Source organism: Dysgonomonas reticulitermitis, assembly GCF_054601275.1.
On the sequence record NZ_BAAHWU010000002.1, the window covers coordinates 222,139 to 235,227 of the forward strand.

Sequence of the window (13,089 nt, forward strand, 5' to 3'; positions counted from 1 at the left end):
AAATGTTACTTGGCGGGATTCGCCGAATGCTTACGTTACATATAACTTATGGTTTTACATCTATTTCAATAACTGCATTTTTCACACCTTGAGCTTTAGCTTCAAATATTAAACTCCCTGATTCTTCAGCAGCCTGGACAATAGCTGTCAACTGCCCATAGAAAACCGGCATTTGTGGAAGATGGAATAAATCGAGACTAGTTGCATCGCCGTTTGCTGCTGCTTTATATCTCCCATTACCTGTCACCGAAAATTTTATCAGTCGATTGTCCGTAGGACACAAATTACCGTCTTTGTCTACAACCCTGATATTGATGTAGGCTAAGTCTTTCCCATCTGCAGACAATTTAGTACGGTCGGGTATCAGTTCTATATGATGCGGTTTTCCTGCTGTATGGATTGTTTTTTCCTGTACGGCATTACCCTGTTTATCATAAGCTACTACCTTCACATCTCCGGGCTCGTATACGGCATCCATCCACATCAGGCGATAACGGCTCTCAAGTGTAGAATTGTTCTTGCTTTGTTTACCGTAGCTTTTCCCATTGATAAACAGTTCCGCGCTAGGGTGATTAGTATATACAAATATAGGGGTTGCCAGACCTTCGCGCCCTTTCCAGGTCCAATGGGGAAGAATATGCAGTGTGTTTTCGTTTTTATTCCAAACACTTCTGTATAAGTAGTATCGGTCTTTAGGAATACTTGCCAGATCGATAATACCGAACAGCGAACTATGGCTGGGCCACGAATCGGTATCGTAAGGAGATGGCTCGCCTAAGTAATCAAAACCTGTCCATACAAACTGCCCCATAGTCCACTCATAATCATCAGCTAATGCAAAATCTTCATCAGGTATATTCGACCATGAACAACTTTCCAGATCATATGAAGACGATTGATGGTCAGGATATTTGAAACTGGCTCTTTTTTCTACAGGAAATTTATATACTCCACGCGAACTGACAGTTGAGGCGGTTTCGGAGCCTAACACAAGATTCTGTGGTAACTTTTCGTATGATTCCATATAACGCTGTGTCCGGTAATTCAACCCCGGAACATCGAGCATGGCGGCAAAACCATTGTCCAGTACACAGGAGACCTGATCCATGCCGCAAGTAACGGGTCGGGTCGGGTCTTCGCGATGACAGATGCCTTGTAAGAATAAAGCAACCTTATATCCTTCAGTATCGCATTGAGTAGGTACCTCGTTACCGATGCTCCACATCACTACACAAGGATTGTTGCGGTAATTGTGAAGCATGTTTACCATATCCTTTTCAGCCCAGTTGTTGAAGAAACGATGATAACCGTTTTTACATTTGGCGATATCCCATTCGTCGAAAGGTTCTATCATCATCATAAAACCCATTTCGTCACACAGTCTCACCAGTTCGGGAGCAGGCATATTGTGTGATGTACGTATGGCATCACATCCCATGTCTTTGAGTAGGGTTAACTGACGCCTTAAGGCTGCAACATTAATCGCCGCACCCAATGGCCCCAGATCGTGATGATTACATACTCCCTGAAATTTGCGCCTTTCTCCATTCAGGAAGAAACCTTTATCGGCGACAAGCCTTATCTTCCTGATGCCGAAGCGAGTAGTATATTCATCCACCTGATTGTCTGCTACATATACTTTCGAAACGGCATTGTACAGGTAAGGCGATTCGGGTGACCAGAGTTGAGGCTTTTCGACTATAAAGTTCTGTTCGAACGACTTGCCGTGATTGATTTTCTGCGTATTGTCTTTTTTAACGATAAAATTATTGTTTGCGTCATATATTTCCGTTACTACACGGATATCTTGTCCGGCGCTATTTTCTATCTCAGTTTTAAGGTTGACGGAGGCGTATTCTTTCGAGACATAAGGAGTTGTAACATAAGTGCCCCAAATAGGTACATGTACTTTGTCTGTTATAATCACACGTACGTTGCGGTATAGCCCTGCACCGGGGTACCAACGGGACGACTCAGGTTTGTTTTCGAGACGAACGGAAAGTGTATTTCCTTTGCCGTCGGCATTCAGAAAATCGGTTACATCACAATGAAATGAGTTGTAGCCGAAAGGCCAGAATATTGCTTCCTGCCCATTGATATATATACGGGCTTCGCTCATTGCCCCGTCAAACAGTAGCTTCACCCGCTTTTCCCCTTTTCCGAAATTTTTGATATCGAAACTATTGCGGTACCAACCTATTCCGATATAAGGCAGCCCTCCCGTTCTTCCTGTTTTTGAAGTTGCGGTTTTTTCACCATTTTGGGTAATAGCAACTGTTTGCAGGTCGTATTTTCGGTCGAAAGGCCCGTATATAGCCCAGTCGTGAGGAATGGTTACTGTTTCCCAGTTTTTATCATTAAAGTCCCTTTTTATGGCATCGGGATAGTCTCCTTTGGAGAATTTCCAGCCTTTTTCCAAAAGAAATTCAGACCTTGTATTTTGAGAATTGAGGGTACTGTATGAAAAAACAAGAAGGAAAATCGGGATTATATATTTCATATCTATTGTTTTTAGCTACTAAAATTACACAAAAAATACTAGAATAAAGAATCCTGCCTTACAGTAAGAATACCTTGTATCGCAAGACAGGATTATACGACTAAACAAATCAATATACCGGAATTTCCGTATCAAAAATCATCTCTTCGGCATTCTTGCCTACAAATATCTTATAATCGCCTATGCCATCTTCCCATCCGTTTTGTCCGTAGTAGCGCAAATCGGTATACGGAATACTCATTGCTATTTCCTTGTTTTCTCCTTTTTTAAGGAAAATATTTTCACAAGCTTTAAGTTCTTTGATTGGGCGGGTCGACTCTCCCCATAATTTACGCACATAAACCTGTACCAGTTCTTTTCCATCGTAATCTCCTGTATTTGAAATATTTAATTTTATTAATATGCGATCATTATCTTTCGATACGGTAATATCCCTATATTCGAACGAAGTGTACGAAAGCCCGTAGGCAAAAGGATACTGGGGTTTATAGTCGATATCTATATAACGGTTCGAATAATTGCCTTCCGCATCCACAGACGGACGCCCGGAATTTTTACGATTGTAATACACTGGTATCTGTCCCAGATGTTTGGGAAAAGACATAGGCACACGCGCCGACGGGTTGTACTCGCCGCAAATGACATCGAGCATAGCATTTCCGGCTTCTGTGCCCAGCCACCATGTATATAATATTGCCGGGGCTTTTTCAGATACCTGCTTAAAAATCATAGGCCTTCCGCCCATAACCAACGTTATAGTATTTTTATTGGTTTCATATATTTTGCATGCAAGTTCTTCCTGAACTCCGGGCAGATGGATGTCTCCACGCGAACGGGCTTCACCACTCATTCCCCAGTGTTCGCCCAGGGTCAGCAACACAATATCAGCTTTACCGGCAATGGCGATAGCTTCTTCAAATCCCGATCTGTCGTTGTTTCCTTTACTGTCGAATCCTTTCGCAAAAGATATTTCGCTACCCGGATACCTTGTTTTCAACGCTTCGAGCAAGGTAACGGCCACATCTTTATCTGTTGCCACAGTCCAATTACCGTCCATATCGCGCTTTGCATCGGCATATGGCCCTATCACAGCTATTTTTTTCGGCATTATGACAGGAAGTAAGCCTTCGTTTTTGAGTAAGATAATAGATTTACGGGCGACGTCTCTTGCAGCCTCACGGTTGGCTGGCGTCAGTATTTCATTCGCTTCTTTTTCGGGATTACAATACTTATATGGATCATCGAAGAGCCCGAGTTTGTATTTCTGAACAAGGACTTTTCTTACTTCGTTGTTCAATATCTGCTCCGATACTTTTCCTTCTTCAACAAGCTGTTTCAAATACACTGAGTAACAATTACTTTCCATATCGATTGTCACTCCCGCTTCAATAGCCTGTTTTGCTGCCATTTCGCGGTCTTTGCTATATCCGTGCACCACCATCTCCCCAATAGACGCCCAATCAGAAACAACAAACCCTTTATAGCCCCATGTATTATATAATATATCATAGAGGTATTTATTGCCCGAAGCAGGCACTCCGTTTATCTCATTGAAGGCACACATAAAGCTGGCAATACCACTTTCGGCAGCCGCTTTGAATGGTGGAAGATAAACATTGTGGAGTGTTTGCATCGAAATATCCACCGTATTATAATCGCGTCCGCCGATAGCAGCCCCATAAGCGGCAAAATGCTTGGCGCAGGCCATCAGTTCCAGCCCGTCGTCGAATGGCTGCTGATAGCCTTCAACCATTGCTTTAGCCATGATGGACGCCCAGTATGTATCTTCGCCGGGGCCTTCCATTACCCTGCCCCAGCGTGGGTCGCGCGATACATCAATCATTGGCGAAAACGTCCAGTGAATACCCGATACTACCGATTCACGGGCGGCAACCCTTGATGATAGTTTTATCGCTTCAGGGTCGAAACTCGATGAAATAGCCAACGGAATAGGGAAAACAGTACGGTAGCCATGTATCACGTCTAATCCGAAAAGAAGGGGAATACCCAACCTCGAATTCAGGGCATGAGCCTGCATATCACGTGTGTGCTTTGTCCCACGAATATTTAGCATCGAGCCTATCTTTCCTTCTTTCAGTAGTTTGACTTTGTCGTCCGAACCGCGTAATACAGGCCCGGTGGCTTCCCAGTTTCCTGTTACCATATTTAGTTGTCCTACTTTTTCGTCCAAAGTCATCAAGGCTATAATGGAATCGGCTTTTTGCTCAAATGTTTTCTGAGCCGATACGGATATAATGATGGAACAAAAGAGTTGTAGTATTATATATTTTTTCATTTACTTTTTGTTTTATTGGGGGATAAGTACATGTTTTTATATAGGGCTGTGTCAAAAGTATTTTTTACTATCTTTTTACATACGCTACGCTCCTGTGACCGTTGGTTGTCATCCTGAACGGAGTGAAGGATCTCTTTTTGAAGGTCAAGATTCTTCGTTACACTCAGAATGACAAAAGAAAGTAATATTTTGATAGTGTAATTTTACTTTTGACACACCTTCATATAGTGCCGATCCATATTATTTTTCAGTAACACCTTTCCAATCGTCTGTTCTGAAAGGTGTAGCGGGCAGGCCTTCTTCGTTGAAAAGAGTAGCTCCGGGATTATTTCCCCATGCATATCTTACGGCGACAGGATTTTTTACTTTATCATTGTATACTACGATCTTGTCACCATCTATTCTGGCTTTTGCCCACTCATATTTTTTGTCAGCTCCGGCAATGATAAATCCTTCCAGATAACCGTATTTGTTGTGTGATACAAGCGGCGAGCCATAAGTCTCCATTGTGATAATAGCCTTATCGCCAACGAACTCGACAGACTTGAATGTAGGCCCCGAACAGATAAGCGAAGCCTGTCCGTAATCCCTATTAAAGGCTATGCGTGCCAGCCTGTGCCCAACGTCCTGCTTATTCAACGGATGAATATCGTTCGGATTGCCTATATCGTAAATCACAGCTTGACCTGTTTTTGGCAGGCTTAAAGTCATTGTCTGGGCTTCGCGAAGCTCTGCCCAGGAACTTTCTACCGGAGTTTTGTCTACTGGGTACAAGTTAGCAAGTTGTACCCAGTAGAATGGGAATTCGTATCCCCATTTGCCGCGCCAGTCGTTTATCATCGCCGGGAAAAGAGTGCGGTAATTATAGGCTTCCCCTACATTATTCTCTCCCTGATACCATATTGCGCCTTTGACGCGGAATGGGGTGATCGGATTTATCATTGTATTGTACAGAGACGAATTAATCATATTCGGCGATACGTCCAAAACATTGTATTCCGCATTGGTCACCGAACCTTTATACATCCATTTTCCTGCCAACAGAAATTTTTCTTTTGCTCCGCTTTGTAGTTCTATATACAGATCTTCGGCAGGACTCCACATGCCGCCGCTTCCTCCATTATCGGTGATGCGGACGGTTATATTGTTTTTACCTTCTTTCAATACTCCCGGAGGTATTTTGTAATAGCGGGGCGTGTCCCAGCCTTTCGAGCTTCCTATTTCTACCCCATTAATCCATGTGATTTCAATATCATCAATTGTTCCGAGCGATATCGCGGCTGCTTTCCCTGCTGCTCCGGCAGGCAATGTGATATCGTACTTAAACCATATATGGCCATCTATCAGCGATAATGGAGTAGTAGACCATTCGCGCGGAACGTCTATCAGACTCCAATCGGAGGCATTGAAATCGGGCTTGAACCAGCCGCCGTCTATTGCCGGATCGGTTTTCATGGCGTCGAGGAAAGCCTGTTTACTTCCGGTATTCTGGTTTATATATTTCTCCAGATTAGCGGCAACTTCAGGGTTATAATACTTTTTAACCCCTTCCGGCAGGGTGTCGAAGGCTTCTATGCTCATCCATGTTTCAATGCCTGTTCCTCCCCACGAAGCATTTATAATACCAATAGGAATATTGAGTTCCTTATATAATTCGCGTGCATAAAAATAGGCTACTCCTGAAAAATCTCCGGCTGTAGCCGGTGAGCAAACCTGCCATTTGGCCGAATAGTCACCCAATGGTTTTGCCTTTATTCCTTTTGGCACTCTTAAAGAGCGAATCTCCGGATAATTGGCATTCGCTATTTCTTCGTCCGAATTGGCCGATTGCTTAACAGTCCATTCCATATTGGACTGCCCGCTGCACAACCATATATCACCTATAAGGATATCATCTAATTCGATGGCATTATTTTTTCCCTTCACAGTCATTGTATATGGGCCGCCATGCGACATAGGCAGGAGTATGACCTCCCATTGTCCTTCTTTGTCGCTGTGGGCTTTCAGTACTTGCCCATTGAACCGCACTTCTACATTTTCTCCCTTATCAGCTGTTCCCCATATCTTCACAGGGGCGTTGCGTTGCAAAACCATATGGTCATTGAAAAAACCGGGTAGTTTCACATCTGCTTTTGTTGATAATATATTTATGAGAAATAATAAAAGAAGAAATAAATTTTTATACGTCATTTTTAAAATATTTTATATAAACCATTTTACTCTAGTATCCATTCGCTCTGCCAATCCAGGACAGGCTTATTATCTTCGAAAGCGATAGGCAGCCATATATACCGGCCATCGATGGCGTTTTCGGGTTTCCACATATCAGCCATGAAGATATAGAGGTCATCCTTGCCCTCAACCTTCTGCACATAAGTGCTTTGTCCTTCAAAGGTGAGTTCTGCGTTCTCGCCACGGCATGGATTACCAAGCTCAGACCAAGGCCCCCAGATAGATTCGGCCACGGCAGAGCGCGCGGCGTTCGGAGCCCATCCTGTACAGCCCGAACCGATGAAATAGTATTTGCCATTGCGTTTAAATACAGACGGGGCTTCCATATACCTGTCGATAAAGACGCGTACATATTTTCCGGTGTGGGAAAGATAGTCGTCTGATAATTCCGCGATATGTGTCGTACTGTTTTCTTCCGACGAATAGACGTGATATACTTTGCCGTCGTCGTCAACAAACAATGTCATATCGCGAGCCATCTGCCCTCCCTGAAAATCGCGTCCGAGAATGTTCAACGAATCGGTATGCGCAGGCATTCCCGAGCCGGTATAGCTTTTTCCCATCGACGGTATATAATCGGATTTATGTAAGTCCTGCACATTTACAGGCCAGCGCCCCGCATTGGGGCGTATGCTTCTGATAAACCTGTACGGCCCTGTTGCTTTATCGCTGACAGCAACACCCGAACGCGCAGCCTTATATCCTTCCGATTTCAATTCCAGATGAAACCACATGACATATTTCTTTGTACCGGGGTTATAAATGACTTTAGGGCGTTCGAGTATACAGCCTGTCTCGACGTCGCTACCCGACCCTTCGGGATCGACGGACAAGGCTATTCCTTCATCTTTCCAGTTTTTCAGGTCTTCCGACGAATAGCAATGTACGCCCATATAGGCTTTATTTCCGGCATCGCCTTCAATTTTATGTTCTCCAAACCAATAGTAAATACCGTTGTTGTACAATAACCCACCTCCGTGTGCGTTGATGTGTACGCCATTGTTGTCCGGCCATATTTCTTTGGGATAGAATGTCCTTACTTCCTTTTCCCTACATGATGCGACAAGACACAATAGCGATACTTGTATAATAACCAAAACAATATTTTTCATAATACCTAACCTTACTGATTATTTTACGTTAGCAGGCCTGAACAAAACCGCATCGGCGACAACCACGCCATCAGCTCCCTCGTTCGAGATTTCCACATAACTGTTTTTTCCATCAGGCAGGTGGAAATTTCCGATGTTTACCCATTCTCCCGATGTCTGGCCGATAACAACAACATCAGATGCTTTAATTGTTATTACGTGTCGTTCCTGTCCATCAAAAACAGTTACTTGAGTATGGGTTGCCGCTTTATCTACTTTAGGAATATAAATATATATTTCATAGTTATTTTCTTTGGCTATTTCCGGCTCATATTTTACTGATTTATAGGTATCTCTCGAATTGTCTGATAAGAAATCAGGCCCATAGGCTTTCCATCCTTCCCTTTTCCATTCTCCGGTTACGGTTACTTTTTCTTTATCGCTGTTGTCCAACAACACTTCGGGCTGCCTTCCGTCAGCTAACGGATTGCCGCGAAATTCGTTCATTATCTCATCTGCATTTACCTGTTGTACTACACTGTTACATTTATCTATAGCCAGGCTTGCGGCAATAGCGGCCGACTGCCCCAATACCATGAATACCGGTTCCATACGGATAGAGCCATAAGCGATGTGGGATGCAGACAGACATACAGGAACCAGCAGATTGCTTACTTCCGATTGTTTCGGTGTTATCGACCTGTATGCTATTGGATAAGGTCCGAATCCGCCGATTTCCACATTCCCTTCGTTTTTAGCCATTCCGTTTACTACATGGCGGTCGCAATTGTGAGAGTCCATAGTATATGCCGCCCACCCGATAGGATCGGTAACTATTTCTCGTCCCTGGCAATGATGTTGTGTCATTACGGTTTCGCCGGTCAGTCGACGCGCTTCGCGCACATAAAGTTGTGGAGACCAATGATTGTTATTTACATATTCATCTTTAGGATAACCCCACCTGCGCATTTGCTCGCGAATGTTCTCAGGAACACTGGGATCGTTGCCAACGAAGTAGAACAGGCCTTTCGTAAAATCTTCGTGCTCTTTGATAATGCGTGCCCGTTCCTCGTAGCTTGCATCGGGATAATCCCAGTTCTTACCGATCATATCCATTGAAAAACCACCCATATTGTTGATATCGGTCTTATGGTTTGGCATAGAAGTCCAGATAAATGCATCAGTATGATATTTCCACGGATATTTTTCTTTTATGCGTTTTAATAATTCATATTTCGCCGGGTCGTAGTTATCGGGCTTTGTAACAGGTATCATATTGTCAGGATCATCTGTCAGGCAAGTACGGAAGCAGTAAGCTTGTACCTTCTTGTCGCCTGTCCCGTTCGGCTGCACGGGCTCAGGATTTACGCCATATATTATACCACTGGTAGAATCTCCCTTGATCATATAAGGGTCTATGCCATCTGGAACCTGGTGGCGATCCATAAGTTGCACACCGTTATAGGTCTCGCCATATATGTTGTTTGCTTCCCTGCCTACGAAATACGATGCTCCTGCACGCGCCATGAGATCGCCTTCGTAAGAGCAGTCGATAAATACTTTTGCCTCTATTTTCCGGTTTGTTTCTTTCGTAGGATTTTTTGAGTTCTCCAGTTCTATTGCTGTAATCACAATACCATCTTTTTTTACATCTACCACACGGGTTTCATACCACACCTCAATGTTGGCTTCATTGATGTAATCGTTGAATTGGGCTTCGGCAACGCCGGGCTCGAAAATCCATTGTTCCAGTTTCCCGTAATGTTTTCCCAAGCGGCGATAGAAGTCGAGAGCCAAACCCTGTACTACATACTTGTTGCCTATATCGGTAAAGCCGAGACCGCCGGAACTCATTCCTCCAAGGTTTTGCCCGGGTACGACAAGTATCACCTTTTTGCCCGACTTGGCAGCGGTATAGGCGGCTATAACTCCGGCAGATGTGCCCCCATAGACGCAAATGTCCGCTTTTTCCGTACCGTTCTGTGAATTGCATGACACAGAGGTGAATATGATAATCGAAATTAAATAAAGAATATTCTTTTTTATACTTTTCATTATTATATTGTTATTGAAATAAATTTTATTTTTAAAAGATTGCATAGAGGTTAAAGGACAGCCATATGAGCATCATGACTGCCCTTTACGTAACCATTAAGTATTATTCGAATCTAAAATAGGTTGTATTCCACCACAATCCGACATCTTTGTAGCCTTTCACACGGAAGCCTACCGAGCATTTTCCCCCAACTACGTTCACATCCATCGAATAGTCGCCCATACCGGCTAACGCAACAGATTTACGAGTTTCTACCCCATCCTTGTCTATAAATATCAGGTCGAAATCGTTAGCCGCACCCGTAGCTTTGCAAGAGAGAGTGTAAGTTCCGTCTGGAATTCCTGTAACCTCCTGTACAAGGCGAGCTTCGAAGTCGGAAAGCCGTACAGCCCATGTGCGCGACACGGTTTTGGCGCTTGCTCCATTTATCGTGTAATTGGTTATTTCGAATGTATTAGGCGTACCACTCATTGTCCAGTGAGTAAACCCGTCAACAAAGTTCCCGTTTTTCAGGATATTATCTCCCGATTGGGCAACCTTGATAATTATATCCGGTACACCGTTTGCCTTTATAGTGAGTGTAGTAGAACGCTTAACGGAGCTGTTTTCTTCCGCCGTTATTTTAAAACTGTTTTTAGTTTTATCAGAAATTTCGCACCAATCGTCAACTGCGGTAACAGTATAATCGAGGTTGGAACTAAAGGCTACAGTAAGGGTTCCTCCGGTCTTATCGAATACTTTGTTTTTCTGATTTTCTTCTATATTGAAGAAAGGTATCCCCTTTTCCTGAGTAACGACAACAGTCACCGGATCGAAATCGGGCGCGGCAACTACAATATTTGTAGATCTCGGCTCTATCGATTCGTTAAACTCTACAATAATGTCGAACCCGATTGCATTTTTGCCCGAGATAGTGCACCACGGATCAGACGGGGTTACACTATAAGCGACTGTTGTACTGATGGGGATAGATATAGTTCCCCCGTCTTTGCTTATCGACACTTCTTTTTCTCCTCTGACAATGAAAGCATCAGACGGATCGTCATCTTTGCAGGATATGAATAGGCAAAGGATAGCTGCGAATATAGATATGTTAAATATAGTTTTCATGAGATTTTAAATATTTATTAGACTTCTTTATTTAGCAAAAGGACCCGTATAATTAATTCCTTTGACAAAATTGCCGACTATATCTTTTTCAAGCATGCCGTCGAACAAGATCCCGCTTCTGAATATTTTGGGCTCGCCCGGTAAGTAGACCGGCACTTTGTCATATCCGTTCATATCAGCCGGAACCGTTATCTGTGGGTCGAGGCTGATTGCTCCCGTATGAGCGACAGAGAAATTACCAACATGGGAATATACGTTGTTTTCGAAAACGCAATTATCGATGTTCGATATGTTGAATTTTGCAGTGGTATAATCTTCCGAAACAAAAATATTATTGCGAAATGTAACATCCTTACCGCGTCCCTCTGCGCCGATACTAAATGAATCGTCACTATAAATAACCGTCGGATATTTGTTGTTGATAACAATCAGGTTATTATAGATATCCGTTTTGCCTACACGGCTCGATATAGTCATCAGGTTGCCTTTCCACGTAGTAGTGTTGAGTGCGAAAATATTGTTGCGTACAACCGTTCCTTTATGGTTGTCGTTCATGCTGTTGCACAACAGCAAACCACCACCTACATTATGATGTACATAATTGTATTGTACAAGGGTATTTTCGCATGCAACATCCACATCAAGACCTTCACCGTCGGCACTGCCATTAGCCATCTGGGTATAGGCCGCTTCATTGTATTGCATCACTATTTCGGTGCAAGAGTAAGGCCACAATCCCGCACTGGCATGTCCCGACCTGCCCAGGAAATTAGCATAGAAACATTTGTTGTTATCTATCCACGAATGGGTAGAACCCATCAGTATCACACCGTCACCACCTGCATAACTGATATCGTTTCCTTGAATTACAACATTACGGTTAGGATACCATTTGTTGTCGTCGTTATCATATTCATTATAGCCGCTACCCTGTTTATCACGTTGCCCCCATTTATTAGTTATCAAAATAGCGGTACGTGCAACCTGATGTATACGGTTGTTAGTGATATAGAGGTTTTCGTACCAGCCAGGCCCTACTTCTTTTGTGGTAAAGGCCTCTACAATAATTCCCCCGAACTCTTTGTTGAAACGTGCGTCGGAGCATATGTCCCTCACATTGAGGTTTGCCGGGTCTACTCCGATGAAAGGGGTTGTTCCCGCCCAATTCACCTCTTCGATGCAACATCCCGATATTTCGATATTTTTTTTCGCGCCGGCAGTCAGGGCTTGAATACGGATTCCCCGGGTTCCCGATTTATTGGTCAAACGAATATTGCGGACACGGAGATTCTCATCCTGGATTAGAATAACCTGATCGCCACTGCCATTTATAGTCGGGCGTTCTGTTCCCCCGTATATATCGAGGATGAATGGTTTTTCGGATGTCCCTTTCAGTTCTTTCAGAATGAGGTTTCCACTAAATACAGACCCACTTTTTAATAAGACTTTCATTCCAGGCGTTTTTTCCAGATATGTTATCTTACTCAAACTCTTGAAAGGCTTATTTTCGCTTAGTCCGTCATTAGTGTCATCTCCGGCCTGGCTGTCTAAGTAATAGATTGTATAGTCACTGTCATCGACAACCGGAATCGTAGGAGCAACAGTGGCTTCGGAAAATTTTATGTCCGGCAGGTTCGGATTATCAGGATCGCCAGATCTGTCCGAATCGTCATTGCTGCATCCATAGATGGATGTGATCGAAAAAGACAGCAGCAAACAATAAAGTATATATTTCATAAGCTTTTGATTTCATTGTTTTATTTATTATGTCCGGCTATACTTGACCTGTAAACCGGACATAAAT

At 43.4% G+C, this 13,089-nt stretch carries 7 protein-coding genes; all 7 read right to left on the bottom strand.

The window, feature by feature from the left end; all coding sequences use genetic code 11:
- Nucleotides 1–46: 46 nt before the first annotated feature.
- The 7 genes from ACYPZI_RS01995 to ACYPZI_RS02025 all read right to left on the bottom strand — a co-directional run bounded on the left by ACYPZI_RS01995 (nucleotide 47) and on the right by ACYPZI_RS02025 (nucleotide 13,022).
- The gene (locus tag ACYPZI_RS01995; protein ID WP_459598080.1) at nucleotides 47–2,500 is read right to left on the bottom strand and encodes a glycoside hydrolase family 2 TIM barrel-domain containing protein; all 2,454 of its coding nucleotides are present in this window, start codon (nucleotides 2,498–2,500) and stop codon (nucleotides 47–49) included.
- Nucleotides 2,501–2,609: 109 nt separating this feature from the next.
- A complete protein-coding gene (locus ACYPZI_RS02000; RefSeq protein WP_459598082.1) occupies nucleotides 2,610–4,796 on the bottom strand; it encodes a glycoside hydrolase family 3 N-terminal domain-containing protein in 2,187 nt (728 codons plus the stop codon).
- Nucleotides 4,797–5,036: 240 nt separating this feature from the next.
- On the bottom strand, nucleotides 5,037–6,986 hold the full coding sequence (locus tag ACYPZI_RS02005) for a sialate O-acetylesterase (protein ID WP_459598084.1): 1,950 nt from the start codon (nucleotides 6,984–6,986) through the stop codon (nucleotides 5,037–5,039).
- A gap of 26 nt (nucleotides 6,987–7,012) precedes the next feature.
- Nucleotides 7,013–8,140 (bottom strand): glycoside hydrolase family 43 protein, encoded by a 1,128-nt coding sequence (locus ACYPZI_RS02010; RefSeq protein WP_459598086.1) that lies wholly within the window; start codon nucleotides 8,138–8,140, stop codon nucleotides 7,013–7,015.
- 18 nt (nucleotides 8,141–8,158) lie between these two features.
- A complete protein-coding gene (locus ACYPZI_RS02015) occupies nucleotides 8,159–10,174 on the bottom strand; it encodes an FAD-dependent oxidoreductase (RefSeq protein ID WP_459598088.1) in 2,016 nt (671 codons plus the stop codon).
- A 103-nt stretch (nucleotides 10,175–10,277) separates the two neighbouring features.
- On the bottom strand, nucleotides 10,278–11,285 hold the full coding sequence (locus ACYPZI_RS02020; protein WP_459598090.1) for a BACON domain-containing protein: 1,008 nt from the start codon (nucleotides 11,283–11,285) through the stop codon (nucleotides 10,278–10,280).
- 27 nt (nucleotides 11,286–11,312) lie between these two features.
- On the bottom strand, nucleotides 11,313–13,022 hold the full coding sequence (locus ACYPZI_RS02025) for a right-handed parallel beta-helix repeat-containing protein (protein ID WP_459598092.1): 1,710 nt from the start codon (nucleotides 13,020–13,022) through the stop codon (nucleotides 11,313–11,315).
- Nucleotides 13,023–13,089: the final 67 nt, after the last annotated feature.

Coding starts and splice junctions, on each gene's coding strand:
- ACYPZI_RS01995 (WP_459598080.1), bottom strand. CDS start 2,500: ATGAAATATATAATCCCGATTTTCCTTCTTGTTTTTTCATACAGTACC.
- ACYPZI_RS02000 (WP_459598082.1), bottom strand. CDS start 4,796: ATGAAAAAATATATAATACTACAACTCTTTTGTTCCATCATTATATCC.
- ACYPZI_RS02005 (WP_459598084.1), bottom strand. CDS start 6,986: ATGACGTATAAAAATTTATTTCTTCTTTTATTATTTCTCATAAATATA.
- ACYPZI_RS02010 (WP_459598086.1), bottom strand. CDS start 8,140: ATGAAAAATATTGTTTTGGTTATTATACAAGTATCGCTATTGTGTCTT.
- ACYPZI_RS02015 (WP_459598088.1), bottom strand. CDS start 10,174: ATGAAAAGTATAAAAAAGAATATTCTTTATTTAATTTCGATTATCATA.
- ACYPZI_RS02020 (WP_459598090.1), bottom strand. CDS start 11,285: ATGAAAACTATATTTAACATATCTATATTCGCAGCTATCCTTTGCCTA.
- ACYPZI_RS02025 (WP_459598092.1), bottom strand. CDS start 13,022: ATGAAATATATACTTTATTGTTTGCTGCTGTCTTTTTCGATCACATCC.